Annotated in this window: 19 protein-coding genes; 7 read left to right on the plus strand and 12 right to left on the minus strand. The window is 37.5% G+C overall.

Annotation, left to right across the window (positions count from 1 at the left end):
- Positions 1–71 precede the first annotated feature (71 nt).
- The 6 genes from I9192_RS20410 to I9192_RS20435 form a co-directional block, all read right to left on the minus strand.
- A complete protein-coding gene (locus I9192_RS20410; protein WP_005035319.1) occupies positions 72–866 on the minus strand; it encodes a thioesterase family protein in 795 nt (264 codons plus the stop codon).
- Between the two features lie 142 nt (positions 867–1,008).
- Positions 1,009–2,808 (minus strand): excinuclease ABC subunit UvrC, encoded by a 1,800-nt coding sequence (gene uvrC, locus I9192_RS20415; RefSeq protein ID WP_005035317.1) that lies wholly within the window; start codon positions 2,806–2,808, stop codon positions 1,009–1,011.
- Positions 2,809–2,936: 128 nt separating this feature from the next.
- Positions 2,937–3,491 carry a hypothetical protein gene (locus I9192_RS20420; RefSeq protein WP_227567129.1) on the minus strand — a complete coding sequence of 185 codons (555 nt, stop codon included), beginning with the start codon at positions 3,489–3,491 and terminating at the stop codon, positions 2,937–2,939.
- Positions 3,492–3,827: 336 nt separating this feature from the next.
- A complete protein-coding gene (locus I9192_RS20425; protein WP_005035310.1) occupies positions 3,828–4,247 on the minus strand; it encodes a PH domain-containing protein in 420 nt (139 codons plus the stop codon).
- Positions 4,248–4,351: 104 nt separating this feature from the next.
- Entirely contained in the window at positions 4,352–5,296 is a 945-nt protein-coding gene (gene lpxO, locus I9192_RS20430; protein ID WP_005035309.1) for a lipid A hydroxylase LpxO, read from the minus strand.
- Between the two features lie 215 nt (positions 5,297–5,511).
- Entirely contained in the window at positions 5,512–6,501 is a 990-nt protein-coding gene (locus tag I9192_RS20435; protein ID WP_005035308.1) for a hypothetical protein, read from the minus strand.
- Positions 6,502–6,934: 433 nt separating this feature from the next.
- Here I9192_RS20435 and fadB point away from each other — a divergent pair, with 433 nt between their 5' ends.
- From fadB to I9192_RS20455, 4 genes are all read left to right on the plus strand, one after another.
- Positions 6,935–9,088: a fatty acid oxidation complex subunit alpha FadB gene (gene fadB, locus I9192_RS20440; protein WP_005035306.1), complete on the plus strand. Its 2,154-nt coding sequence runs from the start codon at positions 6,935–6,937 to the stop codon at positions 9,086–9,088.
- Positions 9,089–9,100: 12 nt separating this feature from the next.
- Positions 9,101–10,273: an acetyl-CoA C-acyltransferase FadA gene (gene fadA, locus I9192_RS20445; protein ID WP_005035305.1), complete on the plus strand. Its 1,173-nt coding sequence runs from the start codon at positions 9,101–9,103 to the stop codon at positions 10,271–10,273.
- A 322-nt stretch (positions 10,274–10,595) separates the two neighbouring features.
- Positions 10,596–11,042 carry a DUF4189 domain-containing protein gene (locus tag I9192_RS20450; protein WP_010591099.1) on the plus strand — a complete coding sequence of 149 codons (447 nt, stop codon included), beginning with the start codon at positions 10,596–10,598 and terminating at the stop codon, positions 11,040–11,042.
- 84 nt (positions 11,043–11,126) lie between these two features.
- A complete protein-coding gene (locus I9192_RS20455; protein WP_005035303.1) occupies positions 11,127–11,633 on the plus strand; it encodes a DUF4189 domain-containing protein in 507 nt (168 codons plus the stop codon).
- A gap of 85 nt (positions 11,634–11,718) precedes the next feature.
- On the opposite strand, the gene I9192_RS20460 is transcribed toward I9192_RS20455, so the two are convergent.
- Positions 11,719–12,228: a hypothetical protein gene (locus I9192_RS20460; RefSeq protein ID WP_005035302.1), complete on the minus strand. Its 510-nt coding sequence runs from the start codon at positions 12,226–12,228 to the stop codon at positions 11,719–11,721.
- Positions 12,229–12,887: 659 nt separating this feature from the next.
- On the opposite strand from I9192_RS20460, the gene I9192_RS20465 reads away from it, so the two are divergent.
- Entirely contained in the window at positions 12,888–13,241 is a 354-nt protein-coding gene (locus tag I9192_RS20465) for a MerR family transcriptional regulator (protein WP_005035301.1), read from the plus strand.
- A gap of 118 nt (positions 13,242–13,359) precedes the next feature.
- Here I9192_RS20465 and I9192_RS20470 read toward each other — a convergent pair whose 3' ends face one another.
- Together I9192_RS20470 and I9192_RS20475 are read right to left on the minus strand one after the other, a co-directional pair.
- Positions 13,360–14,211: a DKNYY domain-containing protein gene (locus tag I9192_RS20470; RefSeq protein WP_227567128.1), complete on the minus strand. Its 852-nt coding sequence runs from the start codon at positions 14,209–14,211 to the stop codon at positions 13,360–13,362.
- A 23-nt stretch (positions 14,212–14,234) separates the two neighbouring features.
- Positions 14,235–14,984, minus strand: coding sequence for a hypothetical protein (locus I9192_RS20475; protein WP_005035299.1), 750 nt, complete (start codon positions 14,982–14,984; stop codon positions 14,235–14,237).
- Positions 14,985–15,161: 177 nt separating this feature from the next.
- Between I9192_RS20475 and I9192_RS20480 the strand changes: the two genes are divergently transcribed.
- Positions 15,162–15,863 (plus strand): DsbA family oxidoreductase, encoded by a 702-nt coding sequence (locus tag I9192_RS20480; RefSeq protein WP_004826262.1) that lies wholly within the window; start codon positions 15,162–15,164, stop codon positions 15,861–15,863.
- Between the two features lie 644 nt (positions 15,864–16,507).
- Entirely contained in the window at positions 16,508–17,659 is a 1,152-nt protein-coding gene (locus I9192_RS20485; protein ID WP_005035298.1) for a hypothetical protein, read from the plus strand.
- 80 nt (positions 17,660–17,739) lie between these two features.
- On the opposite strand, the gene I9192_RS20490 is transcribed toward I9192_RS20485, so the two are convergent.
- The 3 genes from I9192_RS20490 to I9192_RS20500 form a co-directional block, all read right to left on the minus strand.
- Positions 17,740–18,144 carry a hypothetical protein gene (locus tag I9192_RS20490; RefSeq protein ID WP_005035297.1) on the minus strand — a complete coding sequence of 135 codons (405 nt, stop codon included), beginning with the start codon at positions 18,142–18,144 and terminating at the stop codon, positions 17,740–17,742.
- A gap of 60 nt (positions 18,145–18,204) precedes the next feature.
- Positions 18,205–20,136: a molecular chaperone HtpG gene (gene htpG, locus I9192_RS20495; RefSeq protein WP_005035296.1), complete on the minus strand. Its 1,932-nt coding sequence runs from the start codon at positions 20,134–20,136 to the stop codon at positions 18,205–18,207.
- A 93-nt stretch (positions 20,137–20,229) separates the two neighbouring features.
- Positions 20,230–20,571 (minus strand): lysozyme inhibitor LprI family protein, encoded by a 342-nt coding sequence (locus tag I9192_RS20500; RefSeq protein ID WP_005035295.1) that lies wholly within the window; start codon positions 20,569–20,571, stop codon positions 20,230–20,232.
- Positions 20,572–20,642 lie beyond the last annotated feature (71 nt).

The raw sequence follows: 20,642 nt of genomic DNA on the forward strand, positions 1-20,642 counted from the left end.
AATGGTAAATAATCATGTAGAGTAAAGCTCTATTTCATTCATACTTTATACGATTCACATAAAACTGTCGACTAGGCAAATACAGTAACTGTCTGTCTTGCAATCGCAATGAGGCGATTTTGCTCGTCCCATAAGTAGGCATGCTCTGTTGCATAGCCATGTTCAGCAAAGTCTGTGATCACTTGATATTTAAACCAATCATTCAACTGATTGTTAAGTGGATGAACCAAGGTGACATGCCAAGTGAGTGAACTGGCAGGCGCGGGTATTTTAAACATCGGCAAGACTCCTGGTGGCCAAACATCCATCAGCGTCAACAGATCTGCAACATGCATTTCACGATTACTGTGTAGATCAGGGTCAAAACGACAACGCCCAGCAAAATCAGGTTGCTTACTGCCTGACATGGGATAATTACCCTCGGTCCATCCCAATTGAAAATTCTTTACACATTCAGGAAAAGGTAAATACTTCGGCACAATACTCATTTGATCAAGTGATGGAAAATCAGGCACTTGCGGCTCTCTTGCGACCTGAATTTTTGAATCGCGCTGACTTCCAAAACTGGCAATAAGAATACTTTGCACAGCTTCATTTTGCCAAAGTCGAACCTCAATTGTTGTCACAGACTTGCCTTGACGAAGAATTTCAGCAGTTAATTTAACTTGTGCTTCTTCAACTGGACCCACAAACGTAATGCTACAGCTAAGCAGCTTTTTCCCAGTATCAGCAATGGTAGTGATGGCTTTATGAATCAACATACCAGCGACAAGACCGCCAAAAATTGTACGTCCTTGTAACCATCCTTGAGGAATATCAATCCATTGCTTTTGCTCAATCTGCTGAAACAGCGATTCTAATGACATGATCTGTCCAATTTTTTGACCTTTGCTGTACTGTTCCATATTTAAAGCAAGATGAAAATGATCAATGACTCATGCGTCAATGGTCGTTTTGGCAAATGTACCTTATCCCTGATAACAATGTATTACGGATAACAGGGGCAGTTTACTCATGCAAAACTTTATAAATCATACGTGCCATGACATCACCAAGACCCGGAACATTTTTTAAATCATGTTCTGAAGCCTTGAGTACACCTTGAATACCACCAAAATGGGTAAGTAAATCACGGCGGCGTTTTGGTCCTAAACCAGGAATTGCTTCAAGCACTGAACCACCTCGACGTTTATCACGCTTAGCGCGATGTTTGGTGATGGCAAAACGATGCGCTTCATCGCGGACTTGTTGAATCAAATGCAGGGCTTTATGGTCTTCTGGGAGTTGTATTTTTGTACCATCGGTAAAATGTAAGGTTTCTAAACCCGGTTTACGCCCCTCACCTTTAGAGACTCCAACCATAAACGCTTCTAAGCCCAACTCTTGCATCACTTCCATCGCCATATGTAACTGACCTTTGCCCCCATCGATCAGCAATAAATCGGGCAACATGGCTTTTTTATAACGTCGAGTCAGTGCTTGACGCATCGCAGCATAATCATCACCACCTGTAATGTCTTCGATGGAGAATTGTCGATAATCGCGCTTACGTGCCCCACCTGCATCGAACACCACACATGAAGCAATCGTTGCCTCACCCATCGTGTGGGAAATATCAAAACATTCAATACTGTCAATTGGGCGACCACACACTTGCTCAAGCTGATAAAAACGCTCATTTAGCTCTAAATGGTTGGCAAGTTTACCTTTGATGGCATGCTGTACATTCATTTCAGCCAACTCCAGCCATTCAGCACGTGTTTCTCGAACATTGTGTTTAATCTGAATTTTCTTTTCGAATTGTTGATGCAATGCTGCTTCTAATTCTTTCCGATCAGAAACCTCAACATTCACAATCAATTCAGCAGGGACTTCATCTGCCACTTGGAAATAGAAATTGGCAATAAAATCTGCCAACATTTGCCCCAGATCATCACCAAGCATATCTGGAAAATAACTTTTTCCACCCAGCATTTTGCCATTACGCACATGCATGATCTGTACACAGGTCACTCCTGCCTGATAGGCAATTGCCAAGATATCAGCCTCGCCTTTCACTTTATAAATGGCTTGTTGTGCCTGAACATCTCTAAGTAAAGCCATACGATCACGATAAAATACTGCTTTTTCAAATTCTAGATTCTCGGCAGCCTGTTCCATTTTTTGAATCAACTCCTGATTCAACTCTTTGGTATCACCATTGAGAAAGCGAATCGAGTTCTGAACGTCTTCATGGTAGGCTTCTGGGCTAATCAGTCCAACACAAGGTGCAGTACAACGTTTGATTTGATATTGTAGACACGGGCGTTTGCGCTGTGAAAAATAGCTATTTTCACACTGACGTACATTAAATAATTTCTGTAAAACGAGCAGGGTATCTCGCGCATTATATGCACTGGGATAAGGTCCAAAAAACTTACCCACTTGGTGTTTCCCTTTACCTCGTCCTGAGGCAATACGCGGGTAAGGTTTATCTGCGGATACAAAGATATAAACATATGACTTATCATCACGCAGCATAATGTTATATGGTGGACGATGCAGCTTAATTAGATTTTGTTCAAGCAACAATGCTTCTGTTTCAGAACGAACTACCAAGGTTTCAATATTATAGATTCGTGCAACCAATGCTTGAGTTTTGGGATGTTCAATGGTTTTGACAAAATAACTTGATACACGATTTTTTAGATTTTTGGCTTTTCCCACATATAACAATTCGCCATCTTTTCCCAGCATTTTATATACACCAGGTAAGGTGGTCATATGGGCTAAAATCTTTTCAATATTTGCACGTACGTTTTCGTTCACATTAAACCTGTTGTTCCGCTCTACACCTCATAATGTGATGCTTTAAAGTCTATTTTCAAGCATTTTTATTGTATTTAATTCTGAAACTGATTGTTAAAAATGAGGCTTTAACGATTAAAATATTTTTTTTAAAATATTGCGGCATTCGTTACCTCGCTCATTCGTTCTTCATCATATAATTTTGTTTGTGGATAAGGGCGATCGACATAGATTGGCGGAGCAGAAAAACAACCTCTAAACAGCCATTGTTTTGGATCAAAACGCTCCTCTTCTAGTGTATACCAGTCTTCACTGGTGTAATCTTTATTAGGATAGTAATCAGAATTCACGGTATATTGCGCGATTTGATCCTTTTTACAATGTATTGAAGCACGTGCAGAATCTACTTTATATTCACCCTGACCATCTAGAATATAAACAGGTGAAATATATTGATCTTGTGAAAGTTCAATTAAAAACTCATAATCTGAGTCAACCTTAATCGCCTTAGCCCAAACATCAGCAATATAAACCGGCTGTTGAAAACGTGCTTGTTCAAGCCCTGAAAGCGTTAAATAACGATAACGACCACCATCGTCATGCGCATTATATGCATTGATTAATGTTCCTTGAGGAAATACAAAACCATCATAAACATAATCCACTGGCAATATAAAACGTTTACGTTTTTCTTTATTTTCCATCGATACATTGACCTCATCACTTACTCGTTCTGACAGAAAAAACAGATAGATATTCCAGATATTGAAAACCGCAAAGAATACTAAAAAACCTTTTACTTTCAGTGACAAAAAATGCTGATCTGGAACCTTATTGATAAATTTTTGAATGAAATAGTTCAGTCCCAAGACAACCAAGATGATGCATGAAATCCCCCCTAATATTGGGCAGATAAATAACAAAAAGAATTGTAGAAAGCTAAAAGTACCAATAGGGATCATTATTGTTCTCGATGGTTCATGTTTAATTTAATGCTTAAGCCGCGTTTTCTGATGCCTATACTGAAGTAGATTCAATCGTTATTTGATAGCTTGTTGTTTCTCTACAGCCGCAATAAAGGCATGCTGATTTCTTGGAGAAATCAGAACCTGCTTAATTTCACCATCTTTACTATATTCAATTTTTAACCGATCTAAAGATAAAGCAGGTGATGCAATCGAATGATGAGTAGGTGTGATCTTTTGAATGCTTGCCAATGGAATATGCCATTTTAAAAATAAGCAAGAAATACTCAATATTCGGTCTTGAATCCTATAGCGAGTATTGAATGCAGGCCACCAAATCACAGCAATCGTGAGAATATAAACTATTGTATGCTCAGGATATTCAACCATTGTTCCTTTGGCATACATCGTAAACAGCAATTGAACCAGTAAACCTGTCATTGCAATTAAGAAACCTAATACCCACCAATCAATTTTAGTATGAAATTTTTGCATCACGTTCTTTATCATTTGTTTTACAAAATAATATTCTAGCTGAAATATGATCATTGAATCATTTATTTATACAATAAAAAAACGCCCAAAATGGGCGCTTTAAATCAGATTAGCTTTTGAATAAAAGCAATAATCTGCGGCATATAAGGACGAATAAAAATCAGGAAGAAAATACCCAACATCAAGAACCATTTTAAAAAATAGTACAATGAGCGATTGGATTTTTTCAGCGCTTTCGCCTTGATACGAATTTGATAAACATAACCAAAAACTTTATTTAAACCGCCAGTTTGGTCGCCTGCTTCGTTTGGAGAGCTGGCAGCCGTCATAACTTTTTTACCAAACCAATGGTTAAAGCGCTCCATTAACTTGGTTTTTAAAGGACGTTCAACATCAGCAAAGAAAATAATACGATTTTGATCCGTGGTATTTTCGGCATAGTGAATATAAGTTTCATCAAAAACCACACTTTCACCATCACGCCAAGAATAACGTTGACCATCTACGTCAATAAAGCAGCGGTCATCATTCGGCGTAATCAATCCCAAATGATAACGCAAAGAACCTGCATAAGGATCACGATGACGAACAAGACGACTATCAGGTGCAAGTTCAGTAAACATTGCTGCCTTGATGGTCGGCAAAGTTTTCAATAAAGCCGTTGTTTTTGGGCAAAGTTCCGCAGCAGATGGATGAGCAGAATCATACCATTTCAGATAAAAACGCTTCCAACCTGTTTTAAAGAACGAGTTAAACCCTAAGTCATCATATGTACTTGAAGCTTTAATTCCACCTTTAGCATATAAAGCTTGCGCTTCGTCGCGAATCATTTCCCAGTTTTCATCCAATACTTTTAAATCTTTAAAATATTGCGTGTCGATATACGGCTGATTCGGCACTTTTGAAAACATATACATGAGAAAGTTAATCGGTGCGAGTATCGTTGAATGATCAAAAAATTGACGATAAAACGAATGTCGTACTTTACCGCGATTTTGGATATACAAAGCAGAAATCACAAAAATCGCCAATATGATCCATTTAATCATATAGCACTCTTTTTTAAAAAATCGGGATGTTCTACAGCATTGTGAACATTAGAATTAGATAGCGTAACTTTTATTATATCAAATCTACAAATCAAAAAAACTAAAACCAAGTAATCAACTGTTTTTATTATATTTATTTTAAAAAACTCCAATGTACAATAATTTTTATACATTGAAGTTTGGATTTATTTACTTAATTACGCTTACCTATTAATTTAATTCCAATCAATCAATTTCAATGAACTTAAAGTAGAAGCAGCTGTTGAATTATAAACCGTACAACCATTTTTTAATCTTTCAATATTCAATTTTGGTATTCTTTCTTTATCTGTCGTGGTTCTACCTAATAGATTTTCCCACTGTCTAATTTCTTTACCGTTGGTCCATTCGATACGACTGTTGTACTCGGCTAAATATGTTTTATTTTGATATTTTACTGCAACAGCATCTTCGTCTCCAATGCCCAGTTCAATTTCATAAATCGTTGTCCAAGGAATCCCTTGCCAATTACCACTTTCGTAGCGATAACTCAAACCTAAAGGTTTGTAATGTTCATTTAAATAATCTACATAGCCAATATTATCTTGATTGAAGTCTTCAAAATCCTGATTAAATTCTTGGTTAGTCTCAAAGCTAAAATAATCTTGGTTATTCTTAGTTGAGATAATTCGATAACAATTGCTGCCTTTTGGAAAGTTTTCTTTACCATATGAAGCTAACAATTTTCGTGCTTCTCCATAATTGTTTTCATTGTCAAAGCCTAAGCTACGGTAACCAGGTAAAACCGTATCAAAAATATTTCTGCCAGAAATATCTACTTTTTCGAGCTTAATATCTGTTTTTACATCACCAATTAATGTTGATGTCCATGATGTGGTCGAATTCAATATGACTTTGTTAGTTGCAATATCTCGTGGTGTGTATAGCTTATTTGCTGTAAGAATATATTCATCCAAACTTGTATTTGATTGAAGGTTCTTAAACTGTTTATTAAAAACTTCGTAATACTCCATCGTTAAATTATCTGAGTCATCATTAAGCTCATAATCGACAAAATAATATCGAGTTCCATTTTCTAAATTGTCTTCGGTTGTTGTAGAGTTTGAGGAATTTGATGAAGAAGAATCTCCACCACCACCACAGCCGACGACAAGAAGACATACAGAAATAGCCATCAGCGTGAGTTTTTTGTTTTGTATAGGCATGATTAGTTCTTTTTTGTGATAAACGTCGCATAAAATATTATATATATAACAAATATTATTCAATTGTTTTTTAAGAATTTCTAAAAAATTAATTCATATTTAAGACTCAGTTGACCTAAATGACAGAAATAACAAACCTAATTTAATATTTCAGTTCAATCCTTTTGTGAAAGAATGCTCAATAAAATATAAATTAAATTTATAAAATATAAACACTTACACAAAAATCACTTACATTTCTTAAAATTCAACAGGTTAAATCAATATGATATCCAAAAAAAATTGATGACCCTTGCGTCACGGCTTGATACAACTTGTTAGGTTATTTTTAGATATAGTTATCGTAAGATTAGTGAAGTCGAAATGTGTGCGGGAAAAGCATACACACTTCAGAACATCAACTTAGAAGTCCTCCAAAAAAGGAGATCAGGGCATGATCCACGCTGGCAATGCCATTACCGTCCAATTGCTTTCGGACGGAATTGCAGAATTCCGCTTTGACTTACAAGGTGAGTCGGTTAACAAATTCAACCGTGCAACGATTGAAGACTTTAAAGCTGCTATTGAAGCTGTAAAAAATAACAGTGAAGTGAAAGGTTTAATCGTTACTTCTGGTAAATCTACATTCATCGTTGGTGCCGACATCACTGAGTTCGGTGATAACTTTAAGCAAGGCGAAAGTGCGATTGTAGAATGGGCAATGCCTGTTCATGAAATCTTCAATGCGTTTGAAGACTTAGAAATTCCTAAAGTTGCTGCGATCAATGGCATTGCTTTGGGTGGCGGTTTTGAAATGTGTCTGGTGTGTGACTACCGTGTCATGTCAACGACTGCAACTGTCGGCTTACCTGAAGTTAAATTGGGAATCATCCCTGGTTTCGGTGGTACAGTTCGTTTAAGCCGTTTGATCGGTATTGATAACGCTGTAGAGTGGATTGCAACGTCAGCAAATAAACGCCCTGAAGCTGCACTTAAAGACGGTGCAGTAGACGCTGTTGTCGCTGCTGACAAATTACAAGAAGCTGCGATTGATCTTGTCAAGCAAGCGATTTCTGGTCGTTTGGACTGGAAAGCAAAGCGTCAAGAAAAATTAGAGCCTGTTAAATTAGACATGCTTGAACAAATGATGGCGTTTAACTCATCTAAAGGTGTGGTACTGGCTAAAGCAAATCCAGCCCAATACCCTGCGCCAAAACTTCTTCTTGATTCACTTCAAGCAGGCGTTAGCCAAAAACGTGATGCTGCGTTAAAAATTGAAGCTGAAGCATTTGCTAAAGCAGCGATTACACCACAAGCAGGTGCTTTGATTGGCTTATTCATCAACGACCAAGTTGTGAAAAAAGCATCTAAAAAGCATGAAAAAGGTGCTCACCCTGTTAACCAAGCAGCTGTTTTAGGTGCGGGTATTATGGGTGGTGGTATTGCTTACCAAGCGGCGAGCAAAGGCACACCGATCATCATGAAAGACATTGGTAACCCACAACTTGCATTGGGTATGTCTGAAGCGAACAAATTGTTGACTAAACAAGTTGAACGTAAAAAGATGACACCTGCAAAAATGGGGGAAACGCTTGCACGTATCCGCCCAACTTTAAGCTATGACGAGTTTAAAGAAGTCGATATCGTGATTGAAGCGGTGACTGAAAATCCAAAAATCAAAGAAGCTGTATTGAAAGATACTGAAGCGAAAGTGCGTGACAATACGATCATTGCATCGAATACTTCAACGATTTCTATTACACGTCTTGCTCAAGCCTTGGCTCGTCCTGAAAACTTTGTCGGTATGCACTTCTTTAACCCTGTGCACATGATGCCGTTGGTTGAAGTGATCCGTGGTGAAAAAACTTCTGAAGAAGCAATTGCCACAACTGTAGTACTTGCTCAGAAAATGGGTAAAACACCAATCGTTGTAAACGACTGCCCTGGCTTCCTTGTTAACCGTGTATTGTTCCCTTACTTTGGTGCGTTTGACCTTCTTCTTAAAGATGGTGCTGACTTCCAGCAAGTGGATAAAGTCATGGAAAAATTCGGCTGGCCTATGGGTCCTGCATACCTCATCGACGTTGTAGGGATCGACACAGGTGTTCATGGTGCAGAAGTTATGGCTGAAGGTTTCCCAGACCGTATGAAGCCTGACTACAAAGGTGCAATCGAAATCATGTATGAAAACAAACGTCTTGGTCAAAAGAACGACGTTGGTTTCTATAAATATGAACTCGATCGTAAAGGCAAAAAAGCTAAAACTGTTGATCCAACTGCATATGATCTTGTTGCAACTATGGCAACAACTGAAAAACATGAGTTTGATCCACAAGAAATTATTGACCGTATGATGCTTGCGTTCTGTAACGAAACTGTTCGTTGCTTAGAAGACAACATTGTTGCAACTGCGTCTGAAGCAGATATGGCAATGATCATGGGTGTTGGTTTCCCTCCATTCCGTGGTGGTCCTGCGCGTTACATCGACCAAACTGGTGTAGCTGAATATGTAGCACTTTGCGACAAATACGCACACTTAGGTAAAGCTTATGAAGCGCCACAAATGTTGCGTGACATGGCTGCTAACAACAAAAAATTCTACGGTTAAGGAGCAACGTGAATGGCTACTTTAAATCCACGTGACGTTGTCATCGTTGATGGCGTACGTTCTGCAATGGGTAAAACCAAAAACGGTATGTTCCGTAATGTACGTGCGGACAGCTTATCTGCTGAATTAGTACGTGCTTTAGTTGCTCGTAACCAGTTTGATGTCAATGAAGTTGAAGATCTAATTTGGGGATGTGTGAACCAAACTTTAGAACAAGGTATGAACATTGGTCGTAACATCGTATTGTTGGCTGATTTACCAAAAACTGTTGGTGGTCAAACGGTTAACCGTCTTTGCGGTTCTTCTATGCAGTCTATTCATACTGCTGCTGCTCAAATTGCAACAAACCAAGGTGATATCTTCATCGTGGGTGGTGTAGAGCATATGGGGCACGTAGGTATGATGCATGGCATCGACCTTAACCCTGAAGCATCAAAACACTATGCAAAAGCATCTAACATGATGGGCTTAACTGCTGAAATGTTAGGTCGTATGAACGGCATTAGCCGTGATGAACAAGATGCATTTGGTGTTGAATCTCACCGTCGTGCTTGGGCTGCAACCCAAGAAGGTCGTTTTAAAAACGAAATCATTGGTGTTGAAGGTCATGATGCCAATGGCTTTAAAATTCTATGTGACATCGATGAAGTGATTCGTCCAGATGCAAACATTGAAGCATTTAAAGCATTGCGTCCTGTATTTGACCCTAAAGGCGGTACTGTAACTGCTGCGACTTCTTCTGCATTGTCTGACGGCGCGTCTGCAATGTTATTGATGTCTGCTGAACGTGCTCAAGCTTTAGGTCTTAAGCCACGTGCGGTGATTCGCTCTATGGCAATTGCAGGCTGTGATGCTGCAATCATGGGTTATGGTCCTGTTCCTGCAACTCAAAAAGCGCTTAAACGTGCTGGCTTAACGATGGATGATATCCAAACCATCGAGTTAAACGAAGCGTTTGCTGCTCAGGGTCTTTCTGTAATGAAAGGCTTGAACATCTATGACAAGCAAGACAAGATCAACTTGAACGGCGGTGCGATTGCATTGGGTCACCCATTGGGCTGTTCTGGTGCGCGTATCACCACAACATTGTTGAACGTGATGGAGCAACAAGATACACAAATCGGTCTTGCAACCATGTGTATCGGTCTTGGTCAAGGTATCGCGACAATTATCGAACGTGTTTAAATTTTAATTAAAACACCTCGAAAAAAATCCTCGCTTATTGCGGGGATTTTTTTATTACATTTAAGTCATTAATCAAATTTAAACTTTGAATTAATAAAATCTTAAATTAATATAAATAATGTTAATTAGCAAAATATTTATTTGGCTAACTTTCTAAAATATCTAAGAAAAAACGTCTTGATTATAAAAATGGATAAAGTGTGTGTTCATCATTTTTTATTGGATAAATAACGCTTAATCCATTCAAAAGATAAATCCATACAAGGTGAACATTATGATTTTCAGGAAGATATTATTATTTCTATGCTTATTCGCTGCCAGCATGTCGGTCTTTGCCCAAAACTGTCCACAAGGCATTCCTCAAGGTACACCGAGTTGTGTTCCACCTGATCAGCTTGGTTACTCCACTGCTCCGCCAGTAAATACCGCTTACTGGAAAAAAACGTGGGGGGCTTTAGCTCAATCACCAGATGTACCTATAGGCACTTCAACTGGACATTTTACCAAACGTGCTGCATCAAAAGAGGCAATAAATAAATGTAAATCTCAAGGTGGTAAAAACTATCAAATCATTTTTACTTATCAAAATCAATGTGCTGTAGCAGCAAGACCTGTTAATGAAAATAGTCAAATACGTAGAGCTTATCAAAGTGCGGCAACTATTGAAGAGGCTACACAACTAGTACTACCTTATTGTGCTGAAATTAATTATGGAAAGACCTGTGAAATCTTTTATTCAAATTGCACAGCACCCGTTTTAATACGCTAATTCAATTCATGCTCAATGATTTAGAGCGTTTAAAACAAGAATTCACTTCTCAACGAGTCAATCAGACTTAAAAGGACAATAATCATGAATAAAAAGAGATTTGTTTTAGCCTTTTTAACAGCATTTACATCGTTATCTACCTTTGCCCAAAACTGCCCACAAGGCATTCCTCAAGGTACGCCAAGTTGTGTTCCACCTGATCAACTTGGTTACTCCACTGCACCACCAGTCAATACGGCTTACTGGAAAAAAACGTGGGGAGCGATGGCATCTTCTCCAGAGATGCGTGAAATCGGTACATCGACTGGTCAATTTAGTCGTCGCTCTGCAGTAAAAGAAGCGATTCGTAATTGCAAATCGAAGGGTGGTAAGGCATGTGAACTATCACTCGCCTATCACAATCAATGTGTTGTAATGGCGCAACCAATTAGAGAGTTTGGTCAATCTTCATCTGTTACATCAATATCACAAGGCGCTCAAACAATTGAATATGCTTCTCAACTCGCCTTACCTACTTGCTCAAAGCTCAATGAAGGAAAAAAATGTGAAGTCTTTTATTCAAACTGTACTGAACCCGTTTTAATACGCTAATTCAATTAATAAATTAAAAGCCTAAAATAGTAAAAGCCAATCAACAGATTGGCTTCAACATATATTTAGAACACTGTTATATTGATTATTTAGGCAGACCACTTTGCCACTTATCACCTAACATCAAGTCTAAACGTGCTTTATCAAAATTCAACTGAAACGTTCCATTACGAACAGCTTCCAAAGCTTTATCACGGTTCATACCCATTGAAAGTGGTTCAATCATGGTAAATAAACCTGTAGTCGGGTCAGAAGACTGTAAACCATTTGCAACAGCTAACACATATTCTCTGAGTAATGCTGAAGGAATTTGATTAAAATTAGGTTCAAGCGCTTTAGGCTGAATATCCAATACACCGATATTATCGCCAATACTATAATTTTGAATTTCGTTCTCTTTTTTAATAACTTGATGTTGCAATGCTCTACGCACGGCTTTGTCTTCTTGATAAGGCGTAACACCTACCGCTTCCTGACGAAGCTCAGAATCTGCCATCACTTTAATTGTCGGCAATGACGCAACCTCTTCCGCCTGTACAGTGGGTAACCAAACAGACAATGCCGTTGCAAGTATAGAAACTTTGATAAAGTTCATACATTTCACCTAAAAAAATAAATCAAATTATCGATGCAATAAAATGATTTTTAAATGTTGAATATTGTCTATTAAATAGGCTATAACAATTTAAAGTTGGATTCACTAAAGCTCAGATAAACGGTAACGAGGTTTAACTTTCTTATTAAAAATCATATATATTTTCTTACTAAACATTCTAAATAAAAAAGCCATCATTTATATTTTACTGAGAGATGTTGTATTTTTTGGCATCTTTAAGATTTATAAATTTTCATTTTCAAGTGATCAATCAACTAAAATATTCAATAACCTTAGGCTTATAATTTTCATTCATCGACTTTTATAAACGTCTTGGCTTAGTCAAAAAACAGCATTCTAAGCTAGTCAATATTATTGAAATATAGATGGTCTGCCTATCTTGGGCGATATGGATAATCGTTCAGCAAATATTTGAATTGATTCTTTTTCATTATGTCGTCCAAATTTAGGAAAAAATAATTCAATATCTTCTGTATATGGCTCAAGTAATTTTTAATCTAGGTCACCGATATTCAATATATTGAAAAGACTTTCAGATCAGTTGTTGCTTCTGTTCAAAGTCCATCATTGCTTCAGCTTGTTTGGTCAGTGTATTGACGATAAACTCAAACAGTACTGTTACAGTCAAGAGGTATATGATGAACCTTGCTAAAGTTGCTGCACTGACTCAAATCAGTCCTCGTATGCTCCGTTATTATGAAGAATTAGGATTAATTCATCCTCTACGAACAGCAAATCATTATCGCTTTTATAGTCAAAAAGATATTGAAGATATTCATAAAATTAAAGTGCTCAACGATGCTGGAATGCATCTAAAAGACATTAAACTTTTACTGCCCTGTTTTGACTTGGGTGAGGAAAAATTTACTTTATGTCCAATTGCCAAATACGCATTAAACATGGAGTTAAAGAATATTTCAGAGAAAATTTTCAAGCTAAAACAATCAGAAGACTTATTAAAATCTTTTCTAATCATGGGAAAGGTTGAGTAAGAATATAATTTTCTAAAACTCACTTTCACTCATTTTATTGCGCTCAGATCATTCGTTATTTGATTGAAATAAACTGATCAATACATCAATGACTGTATTGATCGCATTGCTTACACTTTCAATGTTCAAGCACGCTGACCCGTTCTCTTTCTCCAGAATCCAAATCATTCCAAGATTTTCGCTCATCCCAAAACCAATAACCATTTTTATCCTTTGCGACACATCCAACATCAGCGCCACTTTTAAAAGTGGCATAATCAGCATCCTTAAGCTGACCAAAACGTTCTTCGTAAATATGATGGCGATCTTTGGCATAGCAATCGCCTAATAACTTAAAGGTTTTTGGATCTGCATCTTCCAAAATAGAAAAATTACCACCATCAAGCATGTTGAAATAACGATAAACATGACGTTTATCTTGATAAAAGTTGGAAGGGTTTAATCTCTTAAATGTCGAGCTATCAATTGTTCCTGTCAATGAAAGCTCGTTATCCCCACCGAAACCGAAATGTGTATAAAAACGATCGCTAAACATAGACAGACTCTTGCTGGGCTGAACATGTTCAGAGAATAAATGGCTGCAACGATTTGCGTAGTGAAACTTTAATGCCAATTGATGATGAGCATTGATATATAAATTATCCCGTACATGGACCCATTGTTTATTTTCCTGCTCGGCATTCAAGGCTGCTTGCTTCTCTTCGCTAACACATTTGTCGTACTCAATTTGTTCAGCACAGAGAATGGCTGCTATACCTAAAAACTGTTTCCAGCCATAAACCTTTTTATAACGATCAAACCCAAGAATTGGATCACGATCAATTTGATAGATACCAAAATGATAACGATATAATGCAACACTTTTGCAGTCTTGTTTAACCAAAAATGGCGTCTGATAGACATAACTTATGCCACCAACCAATAGCAGTATAAATATTGCAATAGGCATCCATCGTTTTATATTTCTCATTGATCCAATTCTATGTATTGAGTTCACAAAGCTTCTTGTAACACCTCAGCATTCTGTTCCTTTTTCTGATTGATCTGACTATTTAGTTTAAGGACGTCTTGATACAACTGGTTAAACTGTTTGACCTGGGCATCTTCTTTAAACAAAATTTGATTGCCTTGTTTCTGCCATTGATATTTTTTCAGCATGTCAAACATGGTTTCAGCTTTTCCTAAAATTTGTAATTCATTTAAAATCAACGCATTTTCAGGATCAAGTTGTGCACTTTGTTCAAGTTTATCTTGTAAAGGTTTTTTCAGATCTTTACGTAAAGTAGATTTTTTTAATTCAGCAAGCGCCTCGTTTTTATTTTTCATATTGTTCTGTTGATATTGTTGCATGGCTTGACGCACAGTTCCTAGCATCTGAGTGGTTTCAACATAATTTTGCTTACGGTCTGCATCCAAACGATTTACATCTAAAAAATGGTCCCACTTAGCCGCTGCAAGCTGATTTAAATAAGCATTTCGTGTATCAATATTCTTGATCCAATATTTAAGCAAGAACTCTGACAAAATTTTATAGTCACCTTTTAATCGAGCATCGTGAATATCAATATTGACAGGCTTAGCGCGATCTTGTGCTTGCTCTGAAAGTTGGCGCATCTTGTCGGTCATGACCATATCGAATGCTTGTCGATTTGCTTCTTCATTTTTGATTGAAGTATGGTCGTAGTAGAAAAATCCAATAATTGCCAGAAAAATGATACCGAACACGATCAAAATTCGACGCATACCAGTCTCCAAACCATGTTATAGATATCTTAGAATATCCTAAGCAACTCATTTCTGTATATTATTTCTACAAAATTATGATAAATAACGTAGTCTACTTTTGATGATCAAAATTTGACTTTAAATTTTCCTTACTGAACCCCATCATAAGCAGTAATTAGATTGTAGAGATTTCCTATGCGCGTAGATATTTGGTCAGATGTAGTTTGCCCATTCTGTTATATCGGTAAAAAACGTTTAGAAGCAGCGGCAGAACAAGCAGGTATCGAACTTGAAGTCCATTGGCATAGTTTTGAACTTGATCCAGATGCGCCACCACGCCAAGAAGTTTCAAACTCAGAACGTCTTGCGCAAAAATATGGTCGTACTATTGCAGAAGTTGAAGACATGCAACGTAATATTGCAACCATGGCACTTGAGGAAGGCATTCAATTTAATTGGGAAAATGCCAACTCAGGAAATACATTTAACGCCCATCGCATCATCCATCTTGCACAAAGCAAAGGACTTGGTTCAGAAGCGGAAGAAGCATTTTTCTATAGTTATATGACACAAGGCTTACCGATCGGTGAACGTGAAACCATTGAAGATGTAGCATCACGTATAGGTTTGAACCCTGTAGAAGTCGATGATGTATTGGACTCTGAAGAATATGCCGACTTTGTAAAATTTGACGAGCAAGTTGCCCATGAGCAATTGAAAGTCACAGGTGTACCATTCTTTGTATTTGATCAACGTGTTGCTCTTGCAGGTGCTCAACCTCGTGAAGTATTTGTTCAGGTCTTACAAAAAGCACTGGAAACTGCAAGTGATGAAGATGTTGAACAACAAGATGCTCCTGTCTGCAATGATGACGCTTGTGATGTACCGAATAAATAAATAGCAATATTGAAGAACTCTTCAAATGGAGTTCTTCAATATATATTTAGATCAAAGTTGAATATTCATTATTTGAAAAGTAAAATAAATTAGCATCTAAGAGCACAATATTATCAAACATTTCGATTACTTATTTTGAATTGACTTTTTAGATATATTTACGTGTCATTTTTGCAATACAGCGTTGCAAAAAAGCAACTATTCAGACTTTTTTTCTTAGATTATGATCAGCACATATTTTTCGTTTCCACGAAATTCTTGCGCTGTAGTTTCTTATTTTTTCTTGTTTTATAAGACAGAAGAGCCTCCCTTTGGGAGGCTTTTTTGTATATCACCAGATAAAATATCACTTGAGGATAAAAACAAAGTTATCCACAATCCTGAATGATTTTTAGACATTGAAGTGATTTTTTCTACTTTAAAATATATTCAAAATAAATCCTTCATTTTTAATTAATAATCAGTTTTACTGATGAAATGTACTTTTTGCATGGTTCTGCCCTTTGATTTATACACTTCATTTATCAATACTTTATGTTTTTTGTACCTATTCTCAGTATTGAATTGAAATTTACTGTTTTTTTCAGGCATAGTGATGTTGAAAATTAAAAACTGAATGACTCAACGTTTAAGAAAGTATGCATATGAAGAAAATTCCATCGTTAATTTTCTCAAAATTACCTTATGCCTTATTATTAGGTGGTCTTTTGGGGAATTCTGCTTTTGCAGAGCTAAATCATAGTCTCGATGCCAATGTCGATGCAAAGAAAGCTGACTCAAGCAAATCATTATCTTCGATTGAGGCAGAGGAAAAAGGCTTACTCAACTATATTCCAAAAATCGTTGACTCAACACCAACGATTTTTCCTGAACAATCTGATCAAGTAATTGTGCCTCCAACACAAGCCACAGAAGACCAGACATGGGCGGATAAAAAGCAGAAAAAACTCAGCGATTGGGTAGATCGTACAGCCAATAAAATGGATGGATGGTTTGGAGAAACTGACCCAACTCGCCCTGCAACTGCAACATTACGTATTTTGGTTGATAATCAGTGGAATAAGCATGATGGCTATGATGTAAATCCACGTATCCGAGGTAAGATTAAACTCCCTACCTTAGAAAATCGTTTAAGTGTGGTTTTTGGTGATGATTCATTAGATGATGAAATTGCCAACAATATTGCGATTTCAAATAATCATTCAGATGGTGATCCAAACAAAAGAATCGATGGTAAACAAATCAGAGATGATAATAGTTCGATTGCACTGCGTTGGTCACAACTGTCAAAACGTTTGCCCTTTGATTTAGATGCAGACTTAGGTATCCGTTCAGGGGATGATGTTTATGCGCGCTTAAAAGCACAAAGAGACTGGTCTTTGGGAAATGATTTTACCTTCCACGCTGAACAGATTTATCGTTATGGGATCGACAGTGAGAACTACCTAAGAACCAACTTAGAATTGACTCACGCACGACCAAATCAGCCGTTTATTTCCAACCAATTTTATCTGACCTATGCCGATGAACAAGACGATGATCTAACTTGGGATAACCGCACCTATCGTCAACATCAATTCTTTAAAAACAATCGTTTTAACTACGGTATTTATACTGGAGGTTATTATAATAATAATGACCTTAAACTGAACAGTTGGGGACCGTTTATCTCTTGGCGACAACCTGTTTGGCGTGAATGGTTCTATGTCCAAGGTGATTTAAATTATTTTAATGACCGTCGCGAAGACCGTAGCCACTTTCCAAGTGCCTTGGTTCGTTTAGAAGCGTTATTTTAAGCATTAGATGAATATTTAAACGCAACTGTGGATAAGTTCTTACTTATCCACTTCGCTTGAGACAAGTCTGTTGATCCGCACTAGCGTATAGCTTCTATAGTATAAAGTTCTAATTTAAAACTATATAAAGTTTCAATTGAATTCGGCATCGACATCGTTTCATAAGTCATGCGTCCAATCGCTCGGACTTCTTTTCCCACTAAATCATCATCTATTTTAAGACTTGGATGCACAGCTATGGGAAATGAACCACCACGCTGACCATCCGAGCTCGCCAATTCATAGTTTTTCCCACTTTTTTTTAATATTCCCAATACAGAAGTTTCAGTGCCTTGTCTTAGAAACATCGCATTGTGTACAGATAAATCTGTAGTATTGGCACGGCGTTTTTCAACAGCAGGAAGCTCATATGCGGATACTGGGGTTATCAGGGTAGAGCTCAAGACTAAACCGCTGATCAATTGAATTCTTTTAAGTTTGATCATTTTATATTTTTCAACAAAAAGCCTATCTTAAAGATAGGCTTTCTGAAAAACAACAACGATTTATTTCAATAATAAATTATTGATACGTTTTACATACTCAGCAGGATCATCTGGTAAACCGCCTTCTGCGATTACCGCTTGATCGAAAATCACATTGGCTAGATCATCAAACTGCGCAGAACCATCCAATTTTTTCACCAAAGGATGTTCTGGGTTAATTTCCAAAATTGGTTTAGATTCTGGGACAGCTTGCCCTGCTTGCTTCAACATACGAATCAATTGTGGAGAAAGCTCACCTTCGCTAGTGACTAAACATGCAGGTGAATCGACTAAACGAGTCGTTACACGCACTTCTTTAGTTTTGGCTTTTAAAGAATCTGATAGTTTCTCAACCACTGGCTTGAATTGCTCAGCCGCGGCTTCAAGTGCCTTTTTCTCTTCAGCATCTTGTAAGTCACCGAGATCAACAGCTCCTTTTGCGACATTCTGCATCGGTGTGCCATCAAACTCATGTACAAATTCCATTGCCCATTCATCAACACGATCTGCCATCAATAGCACTTCAATGTCTTTTTTACGGAACAATTCTAATTGTGGTGAGTTTTTAGCAGCAGCAAGGCTATCCGCAGTCACATAATAAATCGCCTTTTGCCCTTCTTTCATACGTGCTTTATACGCTTCCAATGAAGTTGAAACATCATCATTGGTCGATGTAGAGAAGCGTAAAAGTTTAAGAATTCTTTCGCGATTACCAAAGTCTTCACCCAGACCTTCTTTGATCACTGAGCCAAATTCAGCATAGAAAGTTTTGAACTTTTCTTGATCTACTTCATCTTCAGATTTCGCCAAAGCATCTAATGTGGTTAAAACACGGCGTGTATTACCTTCACGAATGGTTTTCACATCACGACTTTCTTGTAGAAGTTCACGACTGACATTTAATGGAAGATCTGCACTATCTACAACACCTTGCACAAAACGGAGATAGTTTGGAATCAAATTATCTGCATCATCCATAATAAACACGCGTTTTACATACAATTTAATGCCAGCTTTCGCTTCACGTGTGAAAATATTACTTGGTGCTTTGCTTGGAATATAAAGTAGTTGGGTATACTCCGTACTTCCTTCAACACGATTGTGTGCCCATGCAAGTGGTGCTTCGAAATCATGTGTCAGGTTCTTATAAAACTCAACATACTGCTCTTCTGTGATGTCGCCTTTACTGCGTGTCCACAATGCGCTTGCAGAGTTAATGGCTTCCCATTCATCCGTTTTAACGTATTGACCAGGCTTTTTCTCTTCGCCTTCAACCGCTTCTTCTTCCTGCCATACCTCTTTCTGCATTTCGATTGGCAAACTGATATGATCAGAATATTTATTGATAATTTGTTTTACTTTATAGGCTTCTAAATAGTCCAGAGCATCATCACGTAAATGCAAGATGATATCTGTTCCACGTGAAGCCTTATCAATTTGAGCGACTTCAAAATCACCCGTTCCACCACTGATCCAACGGACACCTTCAGATGCATCCAGACCCGCACGGCGAGATTCAACTGTGATTTTGTCTGCAACAATAAAGCCTGAATAAAAACCAACACCGAATTGACCAATCAACTGTGCATCGGCTTTTTGATCACCAGACAACTTAGACATAAAGTCTTTGGTTCCAGACTTGGCAATCGTACCCAAGTTATCGATGGCTTCTTGTTGGCTTAAACCAATCCCATTGTCTGAAATCGTAATGGTTTTCGCATCTTTGTCTAGACTGACACGTACGTGTAGGTTCGGATCATTTTCATAAAATTCTGGATGATTAATTCCTTCAAAACGCAATTTATCACATGCATCTGAGGCATTAGAAATCAGTTCACGCAGGAAAATTTCAGGATTTGAATACAGTGAATGCGTCACTAAATGTAAAAGCTGAGCCACTTCTGCTTGGAAGCTGTGCTTTTTTGAATTTTGTTGTGCGTTCTGTTCGCTCATAAAATCACTCCGTAAATTCATAACGCTTTTTTATCGAATGCTGTATGAAATGGAGTGGTTTGAGCATATTTCAATAGTAAAACCAAATTTTTTTTAAAATGGACCCTGTTCATAGACTCGATTCATATAAGTCTCAAGCTTTTGTTGTCGCATTTGATATGCATCGGTCAAACAACGCACATTATCCTGACATTGATTACGCAGTTGTAACCATTTCACTTGTTGGTCTTGAATGACTCCACGTGTTCCCATAGGAACTAATTTTCGGATAATGTTGTAGGTTGTCGCCATTTTAACATCCGCATCATTTAGACTGCGTTGTTCGCAGATACGGTGCTCTGTTTTGGTTTGGGCATGATCACAGTTAAAACTGGCTGCATGAGTAATTGAAATGCCGCTGCTAAATAAAAATATTATTGGAATTCGTAATTTCATATTCATTCAAAAAAATAAAGTGATGAGTTTTAGATTAAATTGATTTTGTACATTGTTATATAGTCAAAAAT

This window comes from Acinetobacter bereziniae (assembly GCF_016576965.1).
Taxonomy (GTDB): Bacteria; Pseudomonadota; Gammaproteobacteria; order Pseudomonadales; family Moraxellaceae; genus Acinetobacter; species Acinetobacter bereziniae.